The following is a 24,801-nucleotide window of genomic DNA, read 5'->3' as shown; positions in this document are numbered from 1 at the left end:
GACCCCTGGCCCGTGCGGGCCGTCCGCGTCCCTCGGACGGCCCGCACAGGCCGCCCTCCGCGGCGCCCGGAATCTGAGTACGGGTACTCATGCGCGCTGAGTACCTCCCCTCATGTGCCGCCCACCGGACGGGCTCATGATCTGCCCATGGGCCGACAATCCGGGTACGACCTGGGCCGCCTGCTGGTGACGGTGCTGGCGACCGTCGCCGCGGTCTGCTTGATCATCGGCGGGCTCGCCTTCGTCGGCGTCCTCGCCTTCTTCGTCCTGGGCATGGCCAGTTTCGGGAGCAACAAATGATCCGGCGGCTGCTCCTGATGGTCCGGTTGGCGCGCCCGCCCGTCATCGTGCTGCTGGCGATGTTCACCGCCACCGGACTGGCCCAGGCCGGGCACGGCGAAGACCGCGTCCACCTGCTGCGGGCGCTCGTCGTGGTCTTCGGGTTCCTGGTGTTCTCGGTGGCCTGCAATGACCTCGCCGACGTGCTCATCGACAGGGTGAACCTGCCCGGCGATCGGGGACGTCCGCTGGTGACCGGCACCGCGTACCGCCGCGACATGGTCGTGGCCGCTGCCACCGCCGCCGTCCTGTCACTGGCGGCGAGCCTCACCCTGCACTGGCCGGCCATCGTGGCCGCCGCGGCCGGGCTGGCGATCAGCGCCGCCTATTCGCTGAGACCCGCACGGCTGTCCGCCCGCGGCGTGGTGGCTCCCCTCGTGCTGCCCGCCTGCTACGTCGCCGTCCCTTACCTGACCGGGATGTTCGCGGTGCGGGAAACGCTGCGGAAGGGCGACCTGCTGCTGCTCGCGGGGCTCTATGTCGGGTTCATCGGCCGGATCCTGCTCAAGGACTTCCGCGATGTCCGCGGCGACGAGATGTTCGGCAAGCGCACCTTCCTGGTCCGGCACGGCCGCCGCTGGACCTGCGTGTTCAGCGCCTTCTGCTGGACTGCCGGGACGGTCCTGCTGGTCGCGTCCGTCCGCGACCCGGCCGTCCCCCTGGTCGTCGCGAACGCCGCGCTCCTCGCCGCCGCGCTGCTGCTCCTGCGCGCCCTCTCGACCGGACGGGGCCCGCACCGCGACGACCACCTCATCGCCGCGCTCGCCATCGTCGGACGCGGCATCGTCCTCGTCCTCCTCGTCCACCTGGGCGTCAGCGATGCCCACTGGAGTGCGTGGTCCTATGCGGGAGTGATGGGCACCCTCACCGCGGGCATGCTCTACCTGGCCGTCGTCATGGCCCGCCGGGGCCCGGTCATCACGTCCACCCGGTACCCCTTCGACAGGGCCGGAGCGAGCGAGCGTGCGACCCCTCCGGCGCCGCCTACGCGTCCTGACGCCGGCGCACGATCTCGTTGATCCAGATGGGGGCGAACGGGGACGTGCAGCCCGGGGGAGTCGGGTAGTCCTTCAGGACCTCGAGCCGCTCCCCGATGCCGATCGCGCGGGCGCGGTGCTCGGGGTGGTCGATCCCGATCTGCGCCAGGCAGTGGTTCATCGCCCACTGGAGCCGCTCCGGGGCGTCCTTCATCCGCGCCTCGATGATGTCGAGCAGCCCGGACAGGTCGAGCCCGGCCGGCTTCTTCGCCACGCGCTCGGTGGTCAGCGCCCAGCCCGCGCTCGCGACCGCGGGGTCCGGGTCGGCGAACCAGGCGAGGCGCAGGTCCTCGGCGTGCGGGCTCTTCTTCACCACGTAGTTCACGAGCCAGTCGTGCACCTTGGGGGTGCGGGCCTCGCGCAGCATGGCGTCCAGCCGGTCGCGCTCGAACGCCTTCGGGCGGCAGATCAGCAGCGCCAGCAGCCGCGCCGCGGAGTCGCCCGTCTCCCACAGCCCGCCCGCGAGATCCTGCCGCGTCTTCAGCCGCTTCGCGATCGCGCGGAGCTTGCCGAGGTTCACGCCGTGGTCGTCGCCGTGCTTCTCGTTCACCGCGCGGATCTTCGGGTCGTCGAGCTCGGCGAGTTCGGCCATCACCTCGCCCACGGTCGTCTCCGTCACCGCAGCCTCCCGTCCGTCACCGGCGGATTCAGCGTACGACGGTTTCCGGCGCGGGGACGCCCGCCTCGGGATCCGGGGCCGGGGCCGGGCGGCGCGGGACGAGGACGGCGGCGAGCAGCCCCGCGGCGAGGGCGACGCCGGAGGGGGGAGACGAACGGTACGGCGGATCACGTCATGCAACCTCTCGTCGACGTCATCACCCGGATGACGAGCCGGACGCCTCGAAGGTGACCACCCGGCCCCGGGACCGGGCCGACCGGTCACGAGCGGACGTTTTGCGGCATTCCCCTGGGATAGAGAGGCGACTAGCAGGAGCAGCGTCAGTCGTGCCTTGGGGAGGCCGGGATGATCGTGATGAGGATGCCGCAGAAGATGGTGCACCGGCTGGAGCGGGCGAAATCGCTCGACGGGGCCGCGAAACCGGTGGCCAAGCTGGTCCAGAAGGCGGTGCGGCCGCGTCCCGTCCGCAACACGCTCAGCGGGACGAACCTCGGTCATCCGCTCCATCCCACCCTCAGCGACGTGCCGATCGGCGCGTGGACCATGGCCGGGCTGCTGGACGCCGTCGGCGGCTGCGACGCCGAACCGTCCGCGGACCTGCTCGTCGGGACGGGCATCGCCGCGTCGGTGCCCACCGCGCTCAGCGGGCTGAACGACTGGAGCGACACGCTCGGCGAGGAGCGGCGCGTCGGCTTCGTGCACGCCCTCAGCAACAGCGTGGCGCTCTCGCTGTACATCGCGTCGCTCGTCATGCGCATGAAGGGCGACCGCCGCGCGGGCAAGGCGCTCGGGTACGCCGGGCTGGGCATGATGTCGGTCGGCGCCTACCTCGGCGGCCACCTGTCGTTCGCGCAGGGCGTCAACGTCAACCGCCACGCGTGGGAGCACGGCCCGGAGGAGTGGACGCCGGTGCTCGGCGAGCACGAGCTGGCCGAGGGCCAGCACCGCACGGCGGAGGTGGGCGGTGTGGAGATCCTGCTCCACCGCATGGACGGCAAGGTGTACGCCATCGACTCCGTCTGCAGCCACATGGGCGGCCCGCTCGACGAGGGGACGTTCGAGCAGGGCTGCGTCACCTGCCCCTGGCACGGCAGCACGTTCCGGTTCTCGGACGGCGGCATCGTGCGCGGCCCCGCCAGCATGCCGCAGCCCTCCTACGAGACGCGGATCGAGAACGGCCGCATCGAGGTCCGGATGCCTCCGGTGGGCGTCCCGGCCGGTCCGGCCGAGGAGCACGGCACGAAGGCAGGGCGGCGCCGCCAGCCCGCCCACTCCGCCGCCTTCTGACGCTCGGCGGCGGCGTCCGTCAGCGGCGCCCGCCGAACTCCCAGGGGTGGACGTCGACGGCGGCATACGCCTCCGGGGTGAGGACGGTGCGCGCCGCGTCCTCGTCCTCGGCGCGGACGAGCGCCGCCGTCCCGAGCCAGGCGGTGCCGTCGTCGGACAGCAGCGGCCCGTAGGCGACCAGGTCGCCGTCCCGTCCGGGCGGGACGGCGAGGTCGGCGCCCGGCCCGGAGCCGAGTCCGAGCACCAGGAAGCGGTCACCGCCCTCGCGCCCGCCGGGGAAGTCCCACATGGTGCGGCCCAGCAGGTTCCGCCACCGGCGCACCAGCACGTCCCGGTACGCGCCGGCCTGCCAGCCGGGCTCGCCGAACGCGAACGCGCGGGCCTCGGCGGGGCCGGGCAGGTCGACGATGTGGACGCTGCCGGTGGGCGTGTCGCCGTCGTCCGCGAGGGTGGGGCCCCGGGCGATCATCTCCGTCGCGTACCCGTCCATGTAGGACCAGTGGTCCTCCAGCAGTTCCATGCGCAGCGGCAGGGAGCCCGGCCGGTCCCGGTGGTAGACGAAGAATTCCATCGCGCCAGTATCCCGCCCGCCGGAGGGCGGCCTAAGGTGGCCGGATGGCCTTCGAGCAGCGGCTGGAAGAGCACCGGGTGGAGCTGACCGGGTTCTGCTACCGCATGCTCGCCAGTGCCGCCGAGGCGGAGGACGCCGTCCAGGAGACGTTCCTGCGCGCGTGGAAGAACGCCGACCGCTTCGACGAGCGCAGGGCGGGCCTGCGCACCTGGCTGCACCGGATCGCCGCGAACGTCTGCCTCGACATGGCGCGCAGCGTCCAGCGGCGCGCGCAGGCCATGGACCTCGGCCCGGCGGCGGCGCCCGGCGTGTCCCTCGGCGCGCCGCTCGGGCCCGGTGCGTTCGTGCAGCCCGTCCCCGACCGGCTCGTCCTGCCCGGGGAGGGCGACCCCGCCGAGCTCGCCGCCGCCCGCGAGACGATCCGGCTGGCGTTCGTCGCCGCACTGCAAGCCCTGCCGCCGCGGCAGCGGGCGGTGCTCATCCTGCGCGAGGTGCTGTGCTGGTCGGCGGACGAGGTGGCCGGGCTGCTCGGCACCACAGCGGCCGCGGTCAACAGCGCCCTGCAGCGGGCACGCGCCACCATGTCCGAGCGCCGCGCGCCCGGCGGCGGCGTCGACGAAGCTCTCCTCGAACGGTACGTCGAGGCGTTCACCTCCTACGACGTCGACGGCCTGGTCTCGCTGCTGCACGAGGACGCCACCATGTCGATGCCGCCGTTCGCCTGGTGGCTCCGCGGCCGGGACGCGATCCGGGCGGCGCTGGTGGGCGCGGGCGGCGCGTGCGCGGGCGACCGGCTCGTCCGGACGGCGGCGAACGGCTCCCCGGCCTTCGCGCAGTACCGCGACGGGCGGGCCTTCGGCCTGATCGTCCACGACGCCCGGGACGGCCTGCTCGCCGGGATGACGACCTTCCTGGACCCGTCCCTGTTCCCGATGTTCGGCCTGCCGATGACTCCAGAGACGCCGTCCCGTATATGAGGCATGAACGACATCATTGACATGTGGCATGACGAGCGCGGCGCGGGCGACCCGGTGGTGCTCCTGCACGGCGGCCTGACCGACGGGCGCTGCTTCACCGGCAACCTCGACGGCCTGGCCGGCGCGTTCCGGCTCTACCTGCCCGACCGGCGCGGCCACGGCCGCACGCCCGACGCGCCCGGCCCGATCACGATGGACCTGATGGTGCGGGACACCGTCGCCTTCCTGGAGCGGACCGTCGGCGGGCCGTCCCGGCTCGTCGGCTACAGCGCCGGCGGGACGGTCGCGCTCATGGTCGCCATGCGCCGCCCCGACCTGGTCGAGCGGCTCGTACTGATCAGCACGGCCTACGACCTGGACGGGATGATCTACAAGCCGTCCGCGGACGGGGAACCGCCCGCCCCTCTCGTGGACGCCTACGCGGAGGTGTCGCCGGACGGGCGCGACCACTTCCCGGTCGTCCTCCGCAAGATCGCCGACGCCGCCGCGACCGAGCCGCCGCTCGATCCGTCCGAGCTGCGCGCCGTGACCTGCCGGACGCTCGTCCTGGCGGGCGACGACGACCTGGTCACCCTCGACCACACGGTGGCGCTCTACCGGGCCTTCCCCAACGCCGAACTGGCCGTCCTCCCGAACGCCAGCCACCTGCTGCTGATGGAGCATCCCGGCAAGGTGCGCGCCCTCGTCCAGGAGTTCCTGACCGCGGACGCGGCGCCGACCTTCATGCCGATAGCCCGCGCGGTGGTGCCCTGATCGCGGTTGTTCGGCGGACGGTACCCCGGCGCGGTGCCCTGCCGTTAGTGTGCCGCTGTGGCGCGCGAAGCGGGGGATGTCGTCCTCGACCGGTACCGCTTGGTCGAGGTGCTGGGTGAGGGCGGCATGGGCGCCGTCTGGCGCGCGCACGACGAGCGGATGCGCCGGGACGTCGCGCTGAAGCAGCTCAAGCTGCCGCTGAACCTGGAGGCCGGTGTGCGCGAGCAACTGGTCGCGCGCATGGAGCGGGAGGCGCGGTCGGTCGGGAGACTCCACCACCCCGGCGTCATCACCGTCCATGACCAGTTCCATGACGGCGAGGGGCTGCCCTGGATCGTCATGGAGCTGGTCCGGGGCCGCTCGCTCGCCGACGCCATCGCGGTGGACGGCCCGCTGGACGAGGCGGAGGCCGCCCGCGTCGGCGCGCAGATCGCCCAGGCGGTCGCCGTCGCCCATGAGGCGGGGATCGTGCATCGCGACATCAAGCCCGGCAACATCCTGCTGGAGGGCCGGCGGGCGGTGCTCACCGACTTCGGGATCGCGGCCGTCGCGGGCGAGACCACCCTGACCGCCACCGGCGCCCTGGTCGGCACCCCGGCTTACCTGTCGCCCGAGCAGGTCCACGACCGCGAGGCCACGGCCGCGTCCGACATCTGGTCGCTCGGCGCCACCCTGTACGCGGCCGTCGAAGGCCGTCCCGCGTTCACCGGAACGAGCGTCGCGGCGCTGCTCCTGGCCGTCTCCCAGGGCAGGTATGCGCCATTGCGGCGGGCCCGGCGGCTGGCGCCGCTGCTGCACGACATGCTGCGCCTCGACCCCCGGGAACGTCCGACCGCCAAGGCCGTCGCCGAAGCACTCGCCGCGCTGGACACCGCGCCGCCCACCCCGGACGTAGCTGATCCGGTCGTCGCTCCGCCGCTTCCCGAGTTCTCGCGCCGCACCCTCCTGGCGGCCGCGGGCACCGCCGCCGCCATCCTGGCCGTCCCGGTGGGGTACCTCCTCACCCGCGACGACAGATCCGAGAAACCGACGCAGAAGCCCACCGCCTCTGTCGCCGCCTACTCCGGGCATGCCCTCACGGGGCATACGGCCGCGGTGAACGCGGTGGTGTTCAGTCCGGACGGCAAGACCCTGGCCACCGCGAGCCAGGACAAGACGGTGCGGCTCTGGGACGTCGCCACGCGCGCACCCCTCGGGCAGCCGCTCACCGGCCACACGCAGGGCGCCTACTCGCTCGCGTTCAGCCCGGACGGCAAGATCCTGGTCACCGGCGGCGAGGACTCGACGGTGCGGATGTGGGACGTGGCGACGCGCGCTCCCGTCGGCAAGCCCCTCACCGAGCACACCGACATCGTCGGTGCCGTGGCGTTCAGCCAGGACGGCAGGATGTTCGCCACCGGCGGCGGCAACTATGTGGTGCTGTGGGACGCCCGCACCCGCAGACCCATGGATGACTCTCTCGTGCACAGCGGCGTCGTCGGCTCGGTGGTGTTCAGCCCGGACGGCGAGACTCTGGTCACCGCGGCCGCGGCCGCCGGCGACGAGGTGCACTGCTGGGACCTGACCGTCCGGCCCGTCCGCTACCGGCGGCTCAAGGACGACACCGGCGCGGTCGGCGGGCTGGCGTTCAGCCCCGACGGCAAGACCTTCGCCACGGCCGGCCTGACCGGCGACAACGCTCTACGGATGTGGGACTCGGCCACCCGCACGCAGCGCGGCCGTCCCCTCACCGGCCATACGAGCGGGGTCGCCGCGGTCGCGTTCAGCCCGGACGGCAAGCTCCTCGCGAGCGGGAGCATGGACAGGACGGTGCGGCTCTGGGACGTCACCACCCGCAAGCCCGTGGGTCGCCTCACCGGCCATCCGGGCTCGGTCGACGCGGTGACGTTCAGCCCGGACGGCAAGACCCTCGCCACGGCCGGGCTCGGAAGCGCCGTCCGCCTCTGGGACGTGGCCACCGCCCTTCAGCACGCCCCCTCCTGAGCGGACGCCCGCTCCCGACTCGCGCACCCGCCGTCACCTCGTCGCCGTTTGACGAGCGTTATGGCTAACCGCTATCTATTGCCTAGCGGTTAGGGGGTGGCGGATGCAGGACGCGGTGCTGGCGTTGCTGGCGAAGGAGCCGTCGCACGGATACGGCCTGCGCGCGCGCCTGCGGCGTGCCCTCGGGCCGCTGGGCGAGTCGATGAACGCGGGCCAGGTCTACGTGACGCTGGCCCGGCTGGAGAAGGCCGAGCTGGTCGTCAGCGAGGTCACCGAAGGGTTGCCGGACCGCCCGGACCGCAAGGTCTACGCCCTGACCCCGGCCGGGCAACAGCGGGTGGCGGCGTGGCTGTCCGAGGTGAACTGGCCGAAGCCGAACCTGGCGGAGTTCCACCTCAAGCTCGCCGCCGCGGCGGCCGCGCGCCTCGCCGACCCCGTGGAGCTGGTGGACGCGCAGCGCCGCGAACTGCTGCGGCGGCTCGCCGAGGTGCAGCGGGCGGCGCTGGCCGAGCCGGAGGGCTCGACCGCCGGGCTGCTGCTGGAGGGTGTCGCGCTGCGGCTCCAGGCGGACCTGCGCTGGCTGGTGGCCTGCGAGCGGCAGTGGTCGCGGGCCGGGAACGGATCCGAGGACGCATGAGCGAGTTCGCGCTGCAGGTCCGGGACCTGCGCAAGGAGCACGGCCAGGGGCACGGCCTGGTCCGGGCGGTCGACGGAGTCGACCTGGACGTCCCGGCGGGGCAGGTCCTCGCGGTGACGGGCCCGAGCGGCTGCGGGAAGTCGACGCTGCTGCACCTGCTCGGCGGCCTGGAGCGGCCCACCGGCGGGGAGGTCCGGCTGGACGGCCGGCGCATCGACACCCTGAGCGAGCGGGGCCTGGCCCGGATGCGGCGCCGGGCCGTCGGCTTCGTCTTCCAGGCGTTCCACCTGGTGGAGGAGCTGTCGGCGGCGGAGAACGTGGAGCTGCCCGCGCTGCTCGCGGGAAGTTCGCCGCGCGCGGCGCGCCGCCGCGCGGCCCTGCTGCTGGAGCGGGTCGGGCTCGCCGGCCGCGCCCGGCACCTGCCGGGGGAGCTGTCCGGCGGGCAGCGGCAGCGGGTCGCGATCGCCCGCGCCCTGGCGAACGAGCCGCTCGTCCTGCTGGCCGACGAGCCGACCGGGAACCTCGACAGCGCCGCCACCCGCGACGTGCTGCGGCTGTTCGACGGCCTGCGCGCCGCCGGGCAGACCGTCGTGATGGTCACGCATGACGAGCGCGTCGCGGCCACCGCCGACCGGCTGGTCTCGATGCGCGACGGCATGTTCGTGGACGACACCCGCCTCGCGGGCGCCCGGGGGCCCGGCGGTCTCGCCGGGCTGGACGGCCTCGCCGGGCTGGACGGCTGACCGCCATGGGCAGCGTCCTGCTGGTGCTCCGCCTCGTCCTGGCCGACCTGCGCAGGCATCCCGGTCCGGCCGCGATGCTCCTCGTCGCGATCACCGCGGCCACCGCCACGCTGGCGCTGGGCCTGTCGCTGCACGGCGCGACCGACTCGCTCTACCGGCAGACGCGCGAGGCCACGGCCGGGCCGGACATGGTGGCGCTCACCCCCGGAGCCGACCCGTCCCCCTTGACCGGGCTGCTGGACGATCCGCAGGTCGTCGCCCACAGCGGCCCGCACCGCCAGTACTACACGACGCTGGCGGCGCACGGCCTCAGGTCGCGCGCCGTGGTGCTGGGCGCCCCCGCGTCGCCCGGCCCGGTCGACCGCCCGCTGGTGACCTCCGGTACCTGGGTGCGGCCCGGCGGCGTCGTGGTCGAGCGGGGCTTCGCCGCCGCGCTGGGCGTCCGCGCCGGGGACCGCGTCACCGTCGCCGGCCGCTCGCTGCCCGTCGTCGGGACGGCCGTGACCGCGGCGAGCACCGTCTACCCGGGGGCGCAGCTGATCGGGCCGGGCGACGGCCCGGTCGACTACAGCGGCCTGGTGTGGATGGGCGCCGGAGAGGCCCGCGCGCTGGCGGCGGCCGAGCGCCTGGAGGTGACCTCGCTCATCTACCTGAAGCTGCGCGACCCCGCCGCCACCGAAGAGTTCATGGCCGCCCACCACGACCCCGCCGTGCGTCCCTTCACCTGGCAGTTCATGGCCGCGCACGACGCGCGGGTCCTGCGGGACAGCCAGCCCATCCTGGTCATCGGAAGCTGGCTGCTCAGCTTCCTGGCCGTCGCCGGCGTGGCGACGCTCGCCGCGGGACGCGCCGCCGAGCAGACCCGCCGCGTCGGGCTGCTCAAGGCCGTCGGCGCGGCGCCCGGCCTCATCGCCGCCGTCCTGTTCGCCGAGTACCTGGCCGTCGCGCTGGCCGCCGACGCGCTCGGGCTGGGGATCGCGCGGCTGGCCGTGCCGGCGGCGGCGAACCCCACCGCGAGCCTGCTCAGCGCGTCCGCCGGCCCGTCCGCCGACACCGCCTTCTTCACGACGGTCGTCGCGCTCGCCATGGCCGCCCTCACCACCCTCGGCCCGACCCTGCGGGCGCTGCGCACCCCGACCGTCGCCGCGCTGTCCGACACCGCCCGGCGGCCGGTGCGGCGGTCCCGGCTGACCCGCGTGTCGGCACGGCTGCCCACTCCGCTGCTGCTCGGGCTGCGGCTGGTCGCCCGCCGGCCGGGGCGCGCGGTCCTGCACGCGTCCACCATCGCGGTCACCGTGATGGGGATGATCGCCCTGCTGTTCCTCTACGCGCAGCCCGACTTCAGCTACGGGCTCGGCTCGACCGACCTGGCCAACGTGCGGGTCGAGCAGGGACGCCACATGCTCCTGGCCGTCACCATCGGGCTGATCGCGCTCGCCGCCGTCGACACCGTCACCGTCACCTGGACGACCGCGCTCGAAGCCCGTCCGACCATGGCCGTCGCGCGGACGCTCGGCGCCACGCCGGGGCAGGTCACGGCAGGGCTCGCCGCGGCGCAGCTCCTCCCGGCCCTGCCGGGCGCCCTCGCGGGCATCCCCTTCGGCGTGTTCGTGTGCTGGCTCTTCAGCACCGGCGAGACGCCCGTGCCTCCCACCTGGGAGCTGTTCGCCGTCGCGCTCGCGGCGCTCCCCGTCACGGCGGCGCTCACCGCCGTCCCGGCCCGTGTCGCGGCCCGCAGGCCCATCGCCCGTACCCTCAGCACCGAAGCACCCTGACCGGGCGGCACCGGGCCGCCGGGCCCGTCCCCGGAACCGGGCTTGACCTTGACGCCGGTGTCAGGGGATAGCGTCGCGGACGGCCACGGAGGAGGGCGGATGCGGATCGGTGAACTCGCCAGGCGCGCCGGCGTCAGCACCCGCACGCTGCGCTACTACGAGCAGCAGGGGCTGCTGCCCGCGCGGCGGGCGCCCAACGGGTACCGGCTCTACGAGGAGTCCGACGTCCGGCTCGTCACCGAGATCCGGTCGCTGCTCGCGGCCGGGTTCACGCTGGACGACACCCGGCCGTTCGTCGACTGCCTGCGGGCCGGGCACGCCGACGGCGCCTCCTGCCCGGAGTCCGTCGCGGTGTCCCGGCGCAGGCTCGCGGAGATCGACGCCGAGATCCGCGCCCTGATCCGCCTCCGCGCGGACGTGGCCGACCAGCTGACGCGCGCCTGCCCGGGGTGCGCGCTCGCACCGGAGGCGACGAATGATCACACTGACCAGCGAGAACTTCGACGAGCACGTGCGCGGCGCCGGCAAGCCGGTACTGGTCGAATTCTGGGCGGACTGGTGCCCGCCGTGCCGGATGATCGCGCCGATCCTGGCGGAGATCGAGGCCGAGCACGGCGAGCGGCTGACCGTGGCGAAGCTCAACGGTGACGAGAACCCGGACATCGTGTCCCGGTACGGCGTCATGGGCTTCCCCACGCTGAACCTGTACCGGGACGGCGAGGTCGTCCGGCAGATCGTCGGCGCGAAGCCGAAGCGGCAGCTGCTGGCCGCGCTCGACGGCCACATCTGATCACGTGCGCGCGCGGCGCCCCCTATGCTCGTGGCGTCCCACTGCCGTCGGGAGGGCGCCGTGCGCACGCTGCTGAACGTGATCTGGTTGGTGCTGGCGGGCTTCTGGCTGGCGGTGAGCTACGCCATCGCCGGGATCATCTGCTGCATCCTGATCATCACGATCCCGTTCGGGATCGCCTCGTTCCGCATCGCGGCGTTCGCGCTGTGGCCGTTCGGCCGGACGACGGTCCCCAAGCGCGGCGCGGGCGCCGGCTCGATGATCGGCAACGTCATCTGGGTGATCGTCGCCGGGTGGTGGCTGGCGCTCGGCCACCTCGCCACCGGCCTGGTGCTGTGCATCACGATCATCGGCATCCCGTTCGGGATCGCCAACTTCAAGCTGATCCCGATCTCGCTGCTGCCGCTCGGGCACGAGATCGTCCCGTCCCGCGAGGCGCGGGGCGCCTTCTGACGACCCCGCGGCCCCGGTTCAGGACGTCCAGGGGGTGCCGGTCAGGCGCTCGTAGACCTCGATGTAGCGGGCGCGGGTGGCGTCCACGACCTCCTGCGGGATGGCGGGGCCGGGCGGGGTGCGGTCCCAGTCGAGGGTGCTGCTCCAGTCGCGGACGAACTGCTTGTCGAGCGAGTGCTGCGGGCGGCCCGGCTCCCACTGGTCGGCCGGCCAGAACCGGGACGAGTCGGGCGTGAGGACCTCGTCGCCGAGGACGAGGGTGCCGTCGGCGGCGCGCCCGAACTCCAGCTTGGTGTCGGCGATGATGATGCCGCGCTCGGCGGCCAGCGCGGCGCCGCGCCGGTAGATCTCCAGCGTGACGTCCTTGAGGCGGGCGGCGGTGTCCTCGCCGATCTCCCGCACGACGTCGGCGTAGGTGATGAACTCGTCGTGGCCCTCGGTGGCCTTGGTGGTCGGGGTGAAGATCGGCTCGGGGAGGCGGGAGCCGTCGACCAGGCCGTCCGGCAGCGCGATCCCGGAGACGGTGCCGTCCTTCTGGTACTCCTTGAGGCCGAGGCCGGTGAGGTACCCGCGGGCGATCCACTCGACGGGCAGCATGGACAGGCGGCGGCAGCGGATGGCGCGGCCCGCCCACTCGGCCGGGACGTCGGTCGCCGACACCACGTGGTTCGGGATGACGTCGGCGAGCTGCTCGAACCACCACAGCGACAGCTGCGTGAGGATCTTGCCCTTGTCGGGGATCCGGGTGGGCAGGACGACGTCGTAGACGCTCACCCGGTCGGACGCCACCAGGATCAGCTCGTCGCCGTCCGCGTAGACGTCCCTGACCTTCCCCGAGTGGATCAGCTCCATGTCGCTCCTCAGCTAGCGGTCCTGCCCGGTAGGAGTCTGGCACAGCACCGCACGCCGTCCCCACGTGGGCCGATAGGTTCTGAGCAGTCGCGTGGGGGAGGCTCCGGGGTGCGGGCTTTGCGGGCGGTCGTGGGGGCCGCGGTGCTGGTGGCGCTGCTGGGCGCCAGGGGCTGCGAGGCGTCCGAGGGGGACGGCGCGGCTCCTGCGCCGGTGGAGCGGGAGCCGGTCCCGACCGCGACGCCGGTCGTGCGGGATGAGGCGGCCGAATGGGCGAAGTGGGGCCTCAAGCCGCTGCCGCCCGCGCCGCCGCCACCGGAGGAGAAGCCGCTCGAGCTCGGCGGCAAGGGCCCCGTGGAGGTCTTCGACAAGGTCCCGACCGAGCAGCGGGTCGTCTTCATCACGATCGACGACGGGCAGGAGAAGGACCCCCGGTTCGTCCAGATGCTGACGGACCTCCAAGTGCCCGTCACCATGTTCCTCACCGACAACGTCATCCAGGACGACTACGGCTACTTCAAGCCGTTGCAGGCACTGGGGAACCGCGTCCAGAACCACACGCTGACCCATCCCGTCCTGCCGGTCCTGGGGCTGGACGGCCAGAAGCGCGAGATCTGCGGCAACCAGAAGGTCCTGTCCAAGCAGTACGGGACGGAGCCCACTCTCCTCAGGCCGCCCTACGGACGATGGAACTGGGCCACGCAGCAGGCGGCCCGCGAGTGCGGCATCGACGGGATCGTCATGTGGCGGGCGTCCATGCAGATCCACGACATGCAGTACGACGACGCCAACAAGAAGCTGCACCCCGGTGACATCCTGCTGGCCCACTTCCGGGGCCCGGAGCAGCTCAAGGGCGCGACGATGACGGAGATGTTCGCCGCCATGCTGAAGCGCATCGGCAAGCAGGGCTTCGCCGTCGCCCGCCTGGAGGACTACGTCACTCCTCGCTGAAACCCAGGCAAAGAGGGCGAATGCGACGCCGGTCTCCGGGTAGGGCCGCCCTTGTACGGCCGAGAGGGAGTGACCGATGAACGATCGCATACCGGCTGAGGTCGAGCTGGCCTGGGAGGACTTCCACCGGGTCGTCAACATGACCTCCGACGAGCTGCGGACGTGGCTGCTCACGGACGCGTCGGGCGAGGTGGCGTTCCCCGAGCCCGGTTCCGGCCCGGGGGTGAACGAGCTCGGCGCCCGCGTCGTCGACGTCCTGCGCAAGCGGAAGGTCGACCTCACCGAGAGCGACGCGGAGCTGATGCAGGAGGTCGTGGACTTCGTCGAGGACCACCTCGACAACCGTCCGCCCAACGCGGAACGGAACGACGGGTGGCGGCACGAGCTGATGAGCGTGGGGCACGACCCGCTCCGGCCCGAGCCGTCCACCGCATAGGAGGCGTGGACATGCCGAATCCGCAGCAACCCGAGATGCGGCGCTCGCAGCGGACCGCCGTGACCGACGAGCCGGCGCCGGAGGCCACCGACCCGAAGATGACGCGGCGCAAGGGGCACGCGCACGGCACCGACAAGGGGAGTAAGGGCGGCGGCAAGGGCGGCGGGACCCCGCCCGGCCAGCGTCCGCCGCACCCCGACTGAGCGCGCGGCGCGGGCCGCCCCGGAAGTGACCGGGGCGGCCCGCGCGCGTGCGCGGCATGTGGGAAACGGCGAGAGGGTAGGGACAAAAGGTGATCGAGCTATCGCCGGGCCAGGGGTTCGTCCAGATCGGGGAGCTGCTGCTGGCGATGGTGCTGTCGGCCGCCATCGGCCTGGAGCGCGGGCTGCGCAACAAGAGCGCGGGCCTGCGCACGCACACCCTCGTCGGCGTCGGGTCGGCGCTGTTCATGCTGGTCAGCAAGTACGGGTTCGAGGACGTGCCGGGCAACGTGTCGCTCGACCCGTCCCGGGTGGCGGCGCAGATCGTGTCCGGCATCGGGTTCATCGGCGGCGGGCTGATCTTCGTCCGGCGGGACGCGGTGCGCGGGCTGACCACGGCGGCGGTCGTGTGGGTGACGGCGGCGGTCGGCATGGCGGCGGGCGGCGGGCTGCCGATCCTCGCCGTGGCGGTGACCGGCGTCCACTTCCTCGTCGTGTACGGGCTGAGCGCGCTGACGCGGCGGCTGCCGCTGGAGCGGTTCCGCCCGGCGGGGCTCGCCCGGATGCGGCTCGTCTACCGGGACGGGCGCGGCGTCCTGCGGCGGGTGCTGATGGAGTGCACGCAGCGCGGTTTCGTGATCCTGGAGGTCAGCATCGACCGGGAGTACCTGCCCGACGACTCCGACCGGGGCCGGGACGAGCGGCGCGACCGCCGCGACCCGGCCGACCGGTGGCGGCCCGGCAACGCCGTGGTGTCGATCGTGCTGGAGGGCACCGGCTCGATCCCGGACCTCATCGCGCACCTCAGCGAGCTGGACGACGTGGTCGGCGTCACGGTCGGCTCCGACCGCGACGACGACCGGGAGTGATCCGCTAGGGGACGCGCGTCTGCGGGCTGTAGCCGTCGTCCTCGCCGCCGGGGGTCTCCGCCTCGGCGATCGGCGGGTCGGTCGGGCCGGGCGCGTGCTCGCCGGCGAAGTCGGCGTCGTCCTCCTGCGGCGCGCCGGCCTCGGCGCGCCGGTCGGCGAGCGGCTTGTCCTCGTCCCTCTTCTTCTCGGTCATGCGCCCTCCTCTCGTGGTGGTCCGAAGGGAGGCGATACCCAGAGGGCGGAGTTCAACCCTGCGCCCGCACGGTTCAACCCTGCGCCGGTACGACCCGTTCACGGACGAATCCGACAAGGCGGGGGACGTCCTCGCCTTCCAGGACGATGCCGAAGTCGCGGGCGAGCGTCTCGGGCAGCTCCTCCGGGTCGAGCTCGCGGGACTCGGACGCGCCGTCCGGCCGGGTGATGGTCAGCGTCGTCCCGTCCAGCACGTGCAGGGCCTCGGGGGAGAAGCGCTGCGCGAAGGGGCGGGTGGTGAAGGGCGACTTGGGGTTGGCGTAGACGTAGTAGTTCAGGACGTCGAAGTCGATGCGGTACACCTCGTTCAGGGCGAACGTGTGGCGCCGGAGCCAGCCGTTCGCCTCGCGCTGGTACATCTCCCATTCGGCCGTGGCAGGGTCTAGCGCGGTCGTGGTGCGGCCTACGCGGCCGCGCCTGAGGCGGAAGCCCCAGCCGTCCTGGACGGCCTCCGCGCCATCGATGAAGGGGAGCGGTTCCAGCGGCCCCGCGCCGAACCCCACGTCGCACAGCCAGGCGGGCTCGTCGCGCGGCTGGTCCGGGGGACGGACGTCCAGCAGCGCGTGCGTCGGCGGGCGGAGGCGTTCCGCGCCGAGCATGACCCGCCCGGAGAGCGCCGCGACCTCGAACCCGAGCCGCTCCAGCACCGCGGCGAACAGCCGGTTGTGCTCGAAGCAGTAGCCGCCGCGCGGCCGCCCGACCAGCTTCGCCTGGACGGCGTCCAGCGGCATCTCAACGGGCCGCCCGAGCATGATCTCCAGGTTCTCGAACGGGATGGACGTGACGTGCGCCCGGTGCAGCGCCCGCAGCGTCGCCGCGGTCGGAGCCAGGGCACCGTCGTAGCCGACGCGCTTCAAGTAGGCGGGCAGGTCCAGCAGCTCGCCCTGCCATCCGTAACCGAGATCTTCGCTCATGACTCACCTCTCGCCGGTGTCAGGGGTAACACCGCACCCGGCGTGGATCTTTCCCGCGGCGCGGATCCGGCGGGCGATCCGGTCGACGTCGCGGCGCTCGCCGGCGGGCAGCGGCGCGCCGGATTCGGCGCGCAGCGCGGCCGCCTCGGCGAGCAACCCGGCCGCGGCCTCGTGCTCCCCGGCCAGGGAGCGGGCACCGGCGAGCCCTTCCAGCGCGAGGGCGATCGCGCGCGGGTCGCCGACGGCGCGGGCGGCGGCGAGGCCCTCGGTGTGGAGGTCGCGGGCCGCGCGCGCGTCGCCGCGCTCCTCGGCGACGAAGCCGAGCTGGACGTGCACGAACGCGATGCCGGCCGTCCCGCCGATGCCGCGCAGCCAGCCGAGCCGCGCCCGCAGGTGGGCCTCGGCGGCGTCGAGGTCGCCGCTCGCCCGGGCGACGAGCCCGAGCCCGACCTCGGCGAACTCCTCGGCGGACCGCGCGGCGTGCCGCCGCGCGAGGCCGAGGGCCCGCTCGTGCAGGTCGCGGGCGTCGCCGAGGGCGCCGGTGAGCAGCGCGACGCGGCCGAGCCCGGCGAGCCGAAAGGACACCTCGGGCCACATCCGCAGCTCCTCGGCCAGCCGCAGGCCGTCCCGCAGGTGCCGGGCCGCCGCGTCGTAGTCGCCGGTGGTCTCGGCCAGGCGGGCGAGGGCGTCGGCGGCCTCCAGCCGTCCCCACGGGTCGCCGAGCTCTTCGAAGATCGCCATGCTGTCGGCGGCGTCCCGGGCGAGGGCGGGCAGGTCCCCGCGGCCCAGGGCGAACTTGGCCCGGGTCGCGAGCGCGGCGGCCGTGAACCAGCGATCGGCGCGCGCGGAACACGGCCAGGGCACGCTCGACGCGTCGCTCGTTGGCGGCCAGATCTCCGTATGCCCAGTGGACGTGGCTCAGAAGCCACTCCGCCTTGGCCCTGGCCAGCGGGTCCCCGTCGTCCTTCAGCGCCGCTTTGCGCAGTTCCTCGGAGTCGGTGCCCTCGCCGACCAGCAGGGTGAACGCGGCCAGCCACGTCTCGGCCTCCGCCCTCGCCGGTGACGCCTGCGAGTCGGCGGAGAGCGCCTCGGCGAGCGCACGCCGCGCGTCGCCGAACCGTCCGCGCAGGTACCAGTACCAGCCGAGGGCGTTCACCAGACGGAAACCGGTGGCGCCGCGCAGGGCCGCGTCCAGGTTCGCCGCCTCCCGGTCGAGCCGGTCGAGCCAGCGGCCCTGCTCCGGGCCGCGCAGCCGTTCCGCAGACCGCTCGGCCAGGTCGGTGTAGTACGCGACGTGGCGGCGACGGTACTCGTCCTCCTCGCCCGCCTCGCGCAGGCGCTCCAGGCTGTAGGCGGCGACCGACTCCAACAGCCGGTAGCGGCCGTCCTCCGCCCGGACGGCGAGGGACCGGTCGACCAGCCGGGCGAGCACCTCGGCACCGGTGCCGCCGACCGCCTCGGCGGCCTCCAGCGTGCAGCCGCCCGCGTGCACGGCGAGGCGCCGCAGCGCCCGCCGCTCGGGCTCGGGCAGCGGCTCCCAGCTCCAGTCGATCATCGCGCGGAGCGTCCGCTGCCGCGCCGGGCCGCCGTGCCGCCCGCCCGCAAGCAGCCGGAACCGGTCGTCCAGCCGCGCCGCGAGGTCCCGCACCCCCAGCCCGCGGACGCGGGTCGCCGCCAGCTCCAGGGCGAGCGGCAGGCCGTCCAGCCGCCGGCAGATCGCCGCGACCCAGGGCGCGGTGCCGGCGTCGAGCGCGAACCCGGGCGACGCGGCCAACGCGCGCGCGACGAACAGCCGGACGGCCGCGGACTCCAGCAGCGACTCCGGGGCGTTCTCCGGGCCGGGCAGCCCGAGCGGCGGGACGATCTGCAACCGCTCCCCGGGCACGCCCAGCGGCTCCCTGGACGTCGCGAGGATCCGCAGGCCCGGCGCGTCCGCGAGCAGCCGCGCGGCCAGCTCCGCGACCGGGTCGAGCAGGTGCTCGCAGTTGTCCAGGACGAGCAGTGCCCGCCGCCCGCGCAGCGCGTCGGCGAGCGGCCGCTCCGGGGACTCGTCGCGCAGGCCCAGCACGCGGGCGACCTGCCCGGCCACGTCGCCCGCCCCGGCCACATCGCCCGCCCCGGTCGCGTCGCCCGTTGCGGTGACAGGGCCGGTAGAAGCCAGCTCCACCGTCCACACGCCGTCGGGGTGGTCGGCGAGCGACCGCGCGGCCGTCTCCAGCGCGAGCCGGGTCTTGCCGACACCGCCGGGGCCCGTCAACGTCACCAGGCGGTGCTCGGCGAGCAGCTCGCGGGCGTGGCGGACATCGTCGTCGCGCCCGATGATTTCGCCGAGCGGTGCGGGCGGCGCGGGGGCCGGGCTCCGCGACGGGGCGGCCTCGGTTTCGAGCATCGACTGGTAGAGCGCGGCCAGTTCGGGGCTCGGATCGACGCCCAGCTCGTCGGCCAGGCGCGCGCGCAGATCGTGGTAGCCCGCGAGCGCCTCTGCTTGCCGTCCGGCCCGGTGCAGCGCGCGCAGGTGCGCGGCGCGCAGCCGTTCGCGCAGCGGATGCAGGGCCACGGCCTCGGCGAGCTCGGCCGCGACCGCGGCGTGCTCGCCCAGTTCGAGCCGCGCCTCGGCGAGGGCCTCCAGCGCGGTGAGGCGGCCCTCCTCCAGCGCGGTGACGGACGTCCGGGCGAACGCGGCGTCGGCGAAGTCGGCGTAGGCGGGGCCGCGCCACAGCGCCAGAGCGTCACCGAGGCGCCGCTTGCGGGTGAGCGGATCGGCGGCCGGGCGGGCGCTGAGCGCGGCGAACCGGCCGGCGTCCACCGCGTCCGGGGCGACGTCGAGCGCGTACCCGGGCGGACGCAGCGCGACCAGCCTCCGCGCGCCCGGCTCGGCGCCGTCCAGCACCTTCCGCAGTTGGGAGACGCGGGCCTGGAGCGTCCCGGACGGGTTGCGCGGCGGCGCGTCGCCCCACAGCGCGTCGATGAGCCGGTCGACAGAAACGGGACGCCCGGGATCGGTGAGCAGGACGGCGAGGAGCGTGCGGACCTTCGCCTCCGGGACGTGGACGGGCGTCCCGTCGTCCGTCCACACCGCGAGCGGTCCCAGCACCCCGAAACGCACGGCGCCAGCGTAGCCACCACTACGGACGGACCCGCAGCCGTTCCGTAGCCGCCAAGACGAGGGTGAGGGCCACGCACTGCGAAGCACACCATCAGGAGGAATCCATGAAGTCTCCAGTGACGGTCATCGGCCTCGGCCCCATGGGCTCGACGATGGCCAGGACGTTCCTTGGGAACGGCCACCCGACCACGCTCTGGAACCGGACCGCGTCCAAGGCGGCGCCACTGGTCGAGGCAGGCGCGACCCTGGCCCCGACGGCAGCCGAGGCGGTCGCGGCGTCCGAACTCGTAGTCGTCAGCCAGACCGACTACCAGGCGATGTACGACTCGCTGGACGGCGTCGACCTCAAGGGGCGCGTCGTCGTCAACCTCAGTTCCGGCAGCCCGGACGAACTGCGCCGCGCAAGCGAATGGACGTCCGCGCAGGGCGGCGTCCTGGTGACCGGCGGCATCATGGTGCCTCCGCCGGGCATCGGACAGCCGGGTTCGTACGTCTTCTACAGCGGCCCAGAGGAGGAGCTGGACCGCCACAAGGAGACCCTCGCCGAGCTGGGGGACGTCACGTTCGTCGGCGCCGACCCCGGGCTGGCGATGCTGTACTACCAGTCCCAGTTGTTCCTGTTCTGGTCGACGCTGACCGCCTACATGCACGCCATCGCTCTGCTGGAGACCGCAGGCGTGTCGGCCCGGCAGTTCGCGCCGTTCGCCGCCACGACCCTGCGCGAGCTGGCCGCGGACGGCCCGATGGGCTTCCTGAAGATCCTCGCCGAGGAGATCGACTCCGGCGCCCACCCGGGCGAGGCGAACAGCCTCCGCATGCAGGCGGTCGGCGCGGACCACGTCGTCGAGGCGGCGCGGGAGGCCGGGATCGACACCGCGTGGCCGCTCGCGCTCCGGGACCTGTTCTGGCGCGCCGTGGACGCCGGCCACGGCGCGGACGGCCTCTCCGCGGTCGTCACCGCGATCCGGCGCCGTCCCTGACGGGCGGTGGGCGCGGAACGGGGCGGGCGGCGCGCACGGTCGCCTTCGGTGGTCGGTGCGGCCGTCCCGGCGCGTGCGGCTGATCAGGCTGAACGCGGGGCGGGGGCGGGACCGTACTGCGGGTGACGGGCGACTTTCCGGACGTGAAGGGAGTTGCCGCGGTGGGCGTCGAGGACGTGTCACATGCCGCCCTGGCCGGTCCGCCGGCCCATGGCCATGGTTCCGCCGGTCCCGGCGGGACCGGAGCCGGGGCGGGGGCCGGTGCACGGCTGATCGGCGCGGTCACGCTGCCGGGGGTGCGGCGGTCGGTCGGGGCCGCGCGGAACTTCGTCCGGGACGCGGCGGACGGCCTGCCCGCGGTCGACGACCTGGTGCTGGTGGTGAGCGAGCTTGTCGCGAACGCGATCACGCACACGGCGTCGGGGCTGGCGGGAGGGCAGGTGACGGTCGTCCTCACGGCGGGCGGCGGCCTGGTCCGGCTGGAGGTCGCCGACGACGGCGCCGGGGGCGACCGGCCGCACGTGCGGGACTCGGCGCCACGCGTACGGGACGAGGCCGAGACGGGGCGCGGGATGCGGATCGTGGCGGCGCTGTCGGCGCGGTGGGGGTTCCGCGCGGACGGGCCGCGGACGGTGGTGTGGGCGGAGTTCCCCGCTCCCGGTCCGGCCGCGCGGGGCCGGACCGGGAGCGGGGCATGAGGGGCCGCGCGGGGGCGCGGAGGCGCGGGGTGCGCCCCCGGCCGGTGCCTCCGGTCAGCGGCCCCGGTTGAGCTGCCGGGTGGGCAGCCGCCGGGCGTTGCGGCGGTTGTTCGCGAGCTTGGCCGACCGGAAATCGGCGTTCTTTCGCTTGCCCTTCTTCTGGAACTTGGCGAAGGGGTCGCTTTCGGGGTTGTTAATGGCACGCATGAATACAGCACCTCCGGGCGGGCGTGAATTCGGCCGTGAAAGGGCCGACGATGGGAAAAGGGAAGCGCACGGCGGCACCGCAGGTCAGCGGACCCGCGGATGCGAGGGAAGTGCGCTACGGAAGGAGTGGGAGCGGGGCCTGGGCTACGGCGACGGGCAGTGCTGGGGCGCAGTGCCGGACGGACTGCCGGTTCGCGGTGCCGGGGCGGCTCGACCGAAGGGGTATCAAAGCTCCATGCGGAATAGTTAGCCACAGATTCGGCACGGTGTCAATCACGAATTCCGTCCGATCGCGACCCGACCGGAAACGCGGCCGTGAACCTGGAAGGCGCTGAACGGAGATACACCGCCGGGAGGCGTCATGAAGCTGCTGGCTTGGCTCTCCGTCGCGGTGGCGGCGGTGATGGTGACGGGCAGCCTGTCCGCGTACGGGTACTACTGGAAGCTGCAGAACGCCGTCCAGCACGAGGACATGGACGAGCGGCTCGGCGGCGACCGGCCGAAGAAGCTGAACAGCGCCCGCAACATCATGGTGATGGGGTCCGACACGCGGAAGGGCGAGAACGCCAAGTACGGGCGGAGCCTGCGGAACAAGCCGCCCGCGTCCGACACGATGCTGCTGCTGCACCTGTCGCCGGGCGGAAAACAGGCGCTGGCCGTCAGCTTCCCGCGCGACCTGATGGTGCCCATCCCGGCGTGCACCCGCAAGGACGGGACGAAGGCGCCGGGCAAGAGCGTCGCCATGCTGAACGAGGCGATGGCCCACGCGGGGCCCACCTGCACGGTGAAGACCATCGAGCAGCTCACGAGGATCCACATCGACCACTTCGTGCAGGTCGACTTCGCCGGGTTCAAGCGGATCGCCACCGCGGTCGGCGGCGTCCCCGTGTGCGTCTTGGGCGACGTCCACGACAAGGACTCCGGGCTCCACCTCACCAAGGGCGAGCACAGGCTGAAGGGCGAGCAGGCCCTCGCGTACGTCCGCAGCCGCAAGGGGTTCGGCGACAAGAGCGACACCGCGCGCATCAAGCGGCAGCAGCACTTCTTCGGCGCGCTGGCCAAGGAGGCGATGAGCGGGGGCGTCCTCACCGATCCGGGGCGGCTGAACGAGCTGCTCAGCGCCACGGCGGAGTCCCTGACGACGGACCGGGGGCTGACCGCCGCGGAGATGCTGAAGATCGCGCAGGGCATGCGCGAGCTGAGCGCCGGGAAGCTCCGCTTCGTGACCGTGCCGTCGGGCGCGTACCCGCTGGACAGGAACCGCGTGGCGCTGTCCCGTCCGGCGGCCGACGAGTTCTTCGCGGCGATCCGCAACGACAAGGTCGTCCCTGAGCAGAACGCGTCGAAGGGGCCGGCGCCGAGCGCGCCGCCGGGGAAGGTGCGGGTCTACAACGCGTCGGGCGTGGAGGGACGCGCCGCCCAGGTCGCGGCGCAGCTCCGGGACGGGGGCTGGCAGGTGACCGGGGTCGGCAACCTGTCCACCGGAACGCAGGCGACCTACGTCCGGTACGGGACGGGCGCTGAGCCGCAGGCGCGCGCGCTCGCCGCACTCGTACCCGGCGCCAAGGTCGCGCCGCGCGCGAAGACGCCGGCCGGTGCCGTCGACCTGGTCATCGGGACGGGCTTCACCGAGATCCGGACGTCCGGCGGTATCCCCGTCCAGCGCGGGGAGAGCCGGGCCAGCGACACCGTGTGCGAGAAGGTCACGTGAGCCGCATGGCGTGATCTGTGGGATACCCGTCGTTGACGCCATGAGCTGCGCGAATCCACCCTGGAGGCATGCGCGTCGCGTTCGTGGTCTATGACGGGTTCCAGGTCCTCGACCTGGCCGGTCCGCATGAGGTGTTCGAGCGGACTGGCCGGTACGAATGCCTGGTCGCCGCGCCGCGGCCGGGGCAGGTGCGGGCGTCCGGTGGGCTGCCCGTGTACGCGGGCCTCGGCATCGGGGACCTGGCCCCGGAGAGCGTCGACACGCTCGTCGTGGCGGGCGGCAGGGGAGTCGACCGGGCACGGCTGGACGCGGCACTCGTGCGGCGGGTCGCGGACCTCGCCGCCACCGCGCGGCGGGTGGCGTCGGTGTGCACCGGGGCGCTGCTGCTCGCCGAGGCGGGCGTGCTGGACGGCCGCCGCGTCACCACGCACTGGAGCCGCGAGCACCAGCTCAGGACGGAGTATCCGCGGCTCGACGTCGACTGCGACCCGATCTTCATCCGGGACGGCAACGTCTGGACGTCCGCCGGCGTCACGGCCGGGATGGACCTGGCCCTCGCGCTGGTGGAGGACGACCTCGGCCGGGACGCCGCGCACGCGGTGGCGCGGGAGCTGGTGCTGTTCCTGCGGCGGCCGGGCAGCCAGTCGCAGTTCAGCGTCCCGCTGTGGTCGGCGCAGCCCGCGACGGACCCGATCCGGGCGGCGGTGTCGTCCGTGCAGGCCGATCCGGGCGCCCGGCACACGATCGCCGACCTGGCCGAGCGGTCGGGTCTCAGCGTGCGGCATCTGCAGCGCAGGTTCACCGCCGAAATGGGCGTGCCGCCCGCCGCGTACGTGGAGCGGGTCCGGATCGAGGCGGCGCAGCGGGCGCTCGTGGAGGGCGACGAGCCCGTGGAGGCGCTGGCCCGGCGGCTCGGGTTCGGGACGGGCGAGACGCTGCGCAGGGCGTTCCACCGGCATGCCGGTGTCGCGCCGTCCGACTACAGGGACCGGTTCAGAGGGACGAGGGAGTACGCATGACCACGTACGGGCTGCTGGTGTTCGAGGACGCGGAGGAACTCGACTTCGCGGGGCCATGGGAGGTGTTCACGGCGTCGGCGATGCTGCGCGACCAAGGCGATGAGGCGTTCCTCATCGCCGAGCGGACGGATCCCGTCCGCTGCGCCAAGGGAATGAGGGTCGTGCCAGACCGCACCCTGGAAGACCACCCGAAGCTGGACGTCCTCCTCGTCCCCGGTGGACGCGGCGCACGGGAGACGCAGCTGCACAACACGGCGGTGACGGGCTGGATAGCGAAGACCGCCGAACAGGCCGACTGGGTGGCGAGCGTCTGCACCGGCGCGTTCCTGCTGCACGCGGCGGGCCCGGCCAAGGGGCGAAGGGTCGCGACCCACTGGTCGAGTGAGGACACGCTGGAAGCGCAGGGGGACGTGACCGTCGTCCGCGACGCCCGCTACGTCGTGGACGGGAACCTCGTCACCAGCCAGGGGGTCTCCGCGGGCATCGACATGGCGCTGTGGCTGATCGGACGCATCCACGGCCGCGACCACGCGCGCGCGGTGCGCCGGTACATCCAGTACGAGCCCGCGCCGCCGTACCTGGCCGACGAACCCGGCTGATCGGAACGAACATTCGGTGATGATCTTCGCTTATGGGCATAATCAC

27 protein-coding genes and 2 pseudogenes are annotated in these 24,801 nt (G+C 73.6%); 21 read left to right on the top strand and 8 right to left on the bottom strand.

All coding sequences use genetic code 11. The features are described 5' to 3' along the window. The first annotated feature begins 147 nt into the window (after positions 1 to 147). Positions 148 to 300 carry a hypothetical protein gene (locus CHF16_RS40145; RefSeq protein ID WP_179271436.1) on the top strand — a complete coding sequence of 51 codons (153 nt, stop codon included), beginning with the start codon at positions 148 to 150 and terminating at the stop codon, positions 298 to 300. Next, positions 297 to 1,358, top strand: a complete 1,062-nt coding sequence (locus CHF16_RS08275; protein ID WP_089325316.1) for a UbiA family prenyltransferase — start codon at positions 297 to 299, stop codon at positions 1,356 to 1,358. Before CHF16_RS40145 ends, CHF16_RS08275 begins: the two co-directional genes overlap by 4 nt. On the opposite strand, the gene CHF16_RS08270 is transcribed toward CHF16_RS08275, so the two are convergent. Continuing rightward, positions 1,324 to 1,995, bottom strand: coding sequence for a DNA alkylation repair protein (locus CHF16_RS08270; protein WP_245868286.1), 672 nt, complete (start codon positions 1,993 to 1,995; stop codon positions 1,324 to 1,326). The genes CHF16_RS08275 and CHF16_RS08270 overlap by 35 nt on opposite strands. 345 nt (positions 1,996 to 2,340) lie before the next feature. Between CHF16_RS08270 and CHF16_RS08265 the strand changes: the two genes are divergently transcribed. Then, positions 2,341 to 3,282: a Rieske (2Fe-2S) protein gene (locus tag CHF16_RS08265; protein ID WP_218826582.1), complete on the top strand. Its 942-nt coding sequence runs from the start codon at positions 2,341 to 2,343 to the stop codon at positions 3,280 to 3,282. Positions 3,283 to 3,301: 19 nt separating this feature from the next. Here CHF16_RS08265 and CHF16_RS08260 read toward each other — a convergent pair whose 3' ends face one another. Further along, complete coding sequence (locus CHF16_RS08260) at positions 3,302 to 3,853, bottom strand: YciI family protein (RefSeq protein WP_089325315.1); 552 nt, start codon at positions 3,851 to 3,853, stop codon at positions 3,302 to 3,304. A 44-nt stretch (positions 3,854 to 3,897) separates the two neighbouring features. Here CHF16_RS08260 and CHF16_RS08255 point away from each other — a divergent pair, with 44 nt between their 5' ends. From CHF16_RS08255 to CHF16_RS08215, 9 genes and pseudogenes are all read left to right on the top strand, one after another. Then, positions 3,898 to 4,830 carry a sigma-70 family RNA polymerase sigma factor gene (locus CHF16_RS08255; protein WP_089325314.1) on the top strand — a complete coding sequence of 311 codons (933 nt, stop codon included), beginning with the start codon at positions 3,898 to 3,900 and terminating at the stop codon, positions 4,828 to 4,830. A gap of 3 nt (positions 4,831 to 4,833) precedes the next feature. Beyond that, positions 4,834 to 5,583: an alpha/beta fold hydrolase gene (locus tag CHF16_RS08250; protein ID WP_089325313.1), complete on the top strand. Its 750-nt coding sequence runs from the start codon at positions 4,834 to 4,836 to the stop codon at positions 5,581 to 5,583. A 57-nt stretch (positions 5,584 to 5,640) separates the two neighbouring features. Next, positions 5,641 to 7,566, top strand: coding sequence for a WD40 repeat domain-containing serine/threonine protein kinase (locus CHF16_RS08245; RefSeq protein WP_089325312.1), 1,926 nt, complete (start codon positions 5,641 to 5,643; stop codon positions 7,564 to 7,566). A 103-nt stretch (positions 7,567 to 7,669) separates the two neighbouring features. After that, complete coding sequence (locus CHF16_RS08240; RefSeq protein WP_089325311.1) at positions 7,670 to 8,203, top strand: PadR family transcriptional regulator; 534 nt, start codon at positions 7,670 to 7,672, stop codon at positions 8,201 to 8,203. After that, the gene (locus CHF16_RS08235; RefSeq protein ID WP_089325310.1) at positions 8,200 to 8,946 is read left to right on the top strand and encodes an ABC transporter ATP-binding protein; all 747 of its coding nucleotides are present in this window, start codon (positions 8,200 to 8,202) and stop codon (positions 8,944 to 8,946) included. Before CHF16_RS08240 ends, CHF16_RS08235 begins: the two co-directional genes overlap by 4 nt. Before the next feature lie 5 nt (positions 8,947 to 8,951). Continuing rightward, a complete protein-coding gene (locus tag CHF16_RS08230; RefSeq protein ID WP_089325309.1) occupies positions 8,952 to 10,721 on the top strand; it encodes an FtsX-like permease family protein in 1,770 nt (589 codons plus the stop codon). Between the two features lie 99 nt (positions 10,722 to 10,820). After that, positions 10,821 to 11,129: pseudogene (locus CHF16_RS08225) on the top strand (MerR family transcriptional regulator); the annotation flags it as partial. Positions 11,130 to 11,196: 67 nt separating this feature from the next. Continuing rightward, positions 11,197 to 11,511 carry a thioredoxin gene (trxA, locus tag CHF16_RS08220; RefSeq protein ID WP_089325308.1) on the top strand — a complete coding sequence of 105 codons (315 nt, stop codon included), beginning with the start codon at positions 11,197 to 11,199 and terminating at the stop codon, positions 11,509 to 11,511. Positions 11,512 to 11,535: 24 nt separating this feature from the next. Beyond that, positions 11,536 to 11,964, top strand: a complete 429-nt coding sequence (locus CHF16_RS08215) for a YccF domain-containing protein (protein WP_218826581.1) — start codon at positions 11,536 to 11,538, stop codon at positions 11,962 to 11,964. Positions 11,965 to 11,982: 18 nt separating this feature from the next. Here the strand turns inward: CHF16_RS08215 and CHF16_RS08210 are convergent, their stop codons facing one another. Beyond that, entirely contained in the window at positions 11,983 to 12,816 is an 834-nt protein-coding gene (locus tag CHF16_RS08210) for a phosphoribosylaminoimidazolesuccinocarboxamide synthase (RefSeq protein WP_089325306.1), read from the bottom strand. Between the two features lie 108 nt (positions 12,817 to 12,924). Here CHF16_RS08210 and CHF16_RS08205 point away from each other — a divergent pair, with 108 nt between their 5' ends. From CHF16_RS08205 to CHF16_RS08190, 4 genes are all read left to right on the top strand, one after another. Further along, positions 12,925 to 13,764 carry a polysaccharide deacetylase family protein gene (locus tag CHF16_RS08205; RefSeq protein ID WP_179271435.1) on the top strand — a complete coding sequence of 280 codons (840 nt, stop codon included), beginning with the start codon at positions 12,925 to 12,927 and terminating at the stop codon, positions 13,762 to 13,764. A 76-nt stretch (positions 13,765 to 13,840) separates the two neighbouring features. Next, on the top strand, positions 13,841 to 14,200 hold the full coding sequence (locus tag CHF16_RS08200) for a DUF3140 domain-containing protein (protein WP_089325305.1): 360 nt from the start codon (positions 13,841 to 13,843) through the stop codon (positions 14,198 to 14,200). An 11-nt stretch (positions 14,201 to 14,211) separates the two neighbouring features. Continuing rightward, complete coding sequence (locus tag CHF16_RS08195) at positions 14,212 to 14,403, top strand: hypothetical protein (protein WP_089325304.1); 192 nt, start codon at positions 14,212 to 14,214, stop codon at positions 14,401 to 14,403. Positions 14,404 to 14,492: 89 nt separating this feature from the next. Next, positions 14,493 to 15,269, top strand: a complete 777-nt coding sequence (locus tag CHF16_RS08190) for an MgtC/SapB family protein (RefSeq protein ID WP_245868285.1) — start codon at positions 14,493 to 14,495, stop codon at positions 15,267 to 15,269. Between the two features lie 4 nt (positions 15,270 to 15,273). On the opposite strand, the gene CHF16_RS08185 is transcribed toward CHF16_RS08190, so the two are convergent. From CHF16_RS08185 to CHF16_RS41280, 4 genes and pseudogenes are all read right to left on the bottom strand, one after another. Beyond that, complete coding sequence (locus tag CHF16_RS08185; protein ID WP_089325303.1) at positions 15,274 to 15,462, bottom strand: hypothetical protein; 189 nt, start codon at positions 15,460 to 15,462, stop codon at positions 15,274 to 15,276. Positions 15,463 to 15,535: 73 nt separating this feature from the next. Beyond that, complete coding sequence (locus CHF16_RS08180) at positions 15,536 to 16,435, bottom strand: arylamine N-acetyltransferase family protein (protein ID WP_089325302.1); 900 nt, start codon at positions 16,433 to 16,435, stop codon at positions 15,536 to 15,538. A 3-nt stretch (positions 16,436 to 16,438) separates the two neighbouring features. Next, the gene (locus CHF16_RS41285) at positions 16,439 to 17,299 is read right to left on the bottom strand and encodes an ATP-binding protein (RefSeq protein WP_245868284.1); all 861 of its coding nucleotides are present in this window, start codon (positions 17,297 to 17,299) and stop codon (positions 16,439 to 16,441) included. Positions 17,300 to 18,878: 1,579 nt separating this feature from the next. Next, positions 18,879 to 19,511: pseudogene (locus CHF16_RS41280) on the bottom strand (AfsR/SARP family transcriptional regulator); the annotation flags it as partial. A gap of 134 nt (positions 19,512 to 19,645) precedes the next feature. Between CHF16_RS41280 and CHF16_RS08170 the strand changes: the two are divergent. Next, complete coding sequence (locus CHF16_RS08170; protein WP_089325301.1) at positions 19,646 to 20,521, top strand: NAD(P)-dependent oxidoreductase; 876 nt, start codon at positions 19,646 to 19,648, stop codon at positions 20,519 to 20,521. A gap of 143 nt (positions 20,522 to 20,664) precedes the next feature. Next, positions 20,665 to 21,219: an ATP-binding protein gene (locus tag CHF16_RS08165; RefSeq protein WP_179271434.1), complete on the top strand. Its 555-nt coding sequence runs from the start codon at positions 20,665 to 20,667 to the stop codon at positions 21,217 to 21,219. Positions 21,220 to 21,273: 54 nt separating this feature from the next. Here the strand turns inward: CHF16_RS08165 and CHF16_RS40140 are convergent, their stop codons facing one another. Beyond that, positions 21,274 to 21,426, bottom strand: a complete 153-nt coding sequence (locus CHF16_RS40140) for a hypothetical protein (protein WP_179271433.1) — start codon at positions 21,424 to 21,426, stop codon at positions 21,274 to 21,276. 361 nt (positions 21,427 to 21,787) lie between these two features. Here CHF16_RS40140 and CHF16_RS08160 point away from each other — a divergent pair, with 361 nt between their 5' ends. The 3 genes from CHF16_RS08160 (at position 21,788) to CHF16_RS08150 (ending at position 24,755) form a co-directional block, all read left to right on the top strand. Then, positions 21,788 to 23,137 carry an LCP family protein gene (locus tag CHF16_RS08160; RefSeq protein ID WP_089325299.1) on the top strand — a complete coding sequence of 450 codons (1,350 nt, stop codon included), beginning with the start codon at positions 21,788 to 21,790 and terminating at the stop codon, positions 23,135 to 23,137. A gap of 68 nt (positions 23,138 to 23,205) precedes the next feature. Beyond that, entirely contained in the window at positions 23,206 to 24,156 is a 951-nt protein-coding gene (locus CHF16_RS08155) for a GlxA family transcriptional regulator (protein WP_089325298.1), read from the top strand. Next, the gene (locus tag CHF16_RS08150; protein ID WP_089325297.1) at positions 24,153 to 24,755 is read left to right on the top strand and encodes a DJ-1/PfpI family protein; all 603 of its coding nucleotides are present in this window, start codon (positions 24,153 to 24,155) and stop codon (positions 24,753 to 24,755) included. The genes CHF16_RS08155 and CHF16_RS08150 overlap by 4 nt, the downstream gene beginning before the upstream one ends. Positions 24,756 to 24,801: the final 46 nt, after the last annotated feature.

Origin of the sequence: Actinomadura meyerae, assembly GCF_900188445.1 — a bacterium.
GTDB lineage: Bacteria > Actinomycetota > Actinomycetes > Streptosporangiales > Streptosporangiaceae > Spirillospora > Spirillospora meyerae.
The sequence above is the reverse complement of the archived record's forward strand: the minus strand, read 5'-3'. Positions and strand labels throughout refer to the sequence as shown.

Coding starts and splice junctions, on each gene's coding strand:
- CHF16_RS40145 (WP_179271436.1), top strand. CDS start 148: ATGGGCCGACAATCCGGGTACGACCTGGGCCGCCTGCTGGTGACGGTG.
- CHF16_RS08275 (WP_089325316.1), top strand. CDS start 297: ATGATCCGGCGGCTGCTCCTGATGGTCCGGTTGGCGCGCCCGCCCGTC.
- CHF16_RS08265 (WP_218826582.1), top strand. CDS start 2,341: ATGATCGTGATGAGGATGCCGCAGAAGATGGTGCACCGGCTGGAGCGG.
- CHF16_RS08260 (WP_089325315.1), bottom strand. CDS start 3,853: ATGGAATTCTTCGTCTACCACCGGGACCGGCCGGGCTCCCTGCCGCTG.
- CHF16_RS08255 (WP_089325314.1), top strand. CDS start 3,898: ATGGCCTTCGAGCAGCGGCTGGAAGAGCACCGGGTGGAGCTGACCGGG.
- CHF16_RS08250 (WP_089325313.1), top strand. CDS start 4,834: ATGAACGACATCATTGACATGTGGCATGACGAGCGCGGCGCGGGCGAC.
- CHF16_RS08240 (WP_089325311.1), top strand. CDS start 7,670: ATGCAGGACGCGGTGCTGGCGTTGCTGGCGAAGGAGCCGTCGCACGGA.
- CHF16_RS08235 (WP_089325310.1), top strand. CDS start 8,200: ATGAGCGAGTTCGCGCTGCAGGTCCGGGACCTGCGCAAGGAGCACGGC.
- CHF16_RS08230 (WP_089325309.1), top strand. CDS start 8,952: ATGGGCAGCGTCCTGCTGGTGCTCCGCCTCGTCCTGGCCGACCTGCGC.
- trxA (WP_089325308.1), top strand. CDS start 11,197: ATGATCACACTGACCAGCGAGAACTTCGACGAGCACGTGCGCGGCGCC.
- CHF16_RS08215 (WP_218826581.1), top strand. CDS start 11,536: ATGCTCGTGGCGTCCCACTGCCGTCGGGAGGGCGCCGTGCGCACGCTG.
- CHF16_RS08210 (WP_089325306.1), bottom strand. CDS start 12,816: ATGGAGCTGATCCACTCGGGGAAGGTCAGGGACGTCTACGCGGACGGC.
- CHF16_RS08200 (WP_089325305.1), top strand. CDS start 13,841: ATGAACGATCGCATACCGGCTGAGGTCGAGCTGGCCTGGGAGGACTTC.
- CHF16_RS08195 (WP_089325304.1), top strand. CDS start 14,212: ATGCCGAATCCGCAGCAACCCGAGATGCGGCGCTCGCAGCGGACCGCC.
- CHF16_RS08185 (WP_089325303.1), bottom strand. CDS start 15,462: ATGACCGAGAAGAAGAGGGACGAGGACAAGCCGCTCGCCGACCGGCGC.
- CHF16_RS08180 (WP_089325302.1), bottom strand. CDS start 16,435: ATGAGCGAAGATCTCGGTTACGGATGGCAGGGCGAGCTGCTGGACCTG.
- CHF16_RS08170 (WP_089325301.1), top strand. CDS start 19,646: ATGAAGTCTCCAGTGACGGTCATCGGCCTCGGCCCCATGGGCTCGACG.
- CHF16_RS40140 (WP_179271433.1), bottom strand. CDS start 21,426: ATGCGTGCCATTAACAACCCCGAAAGCGACCCCTTCGCCAAGTTCCAG.
- CHF16_RS08160 (WP_089325299.1), top strand. CDS start 21,788: ATGAAGCTGCTGGCTTGGCTCTCCGTCGCGGTGGCGGCGGTGATGGTG.
- CHF16_RS08155 (WP_089325298.1), top strand. CDS start 23,206: ATGCGCGTCGCGTTCGTGGTCTATGACGGGTTCCAGGTCCTCGACCTG.
- CHF16_RS08150 (WP_089325297.1), top strand. CDS start 24,153: ATGACCACGTACGGGCTGCTGGTGTTCGAGGACGCGGAGGAACTCGAC.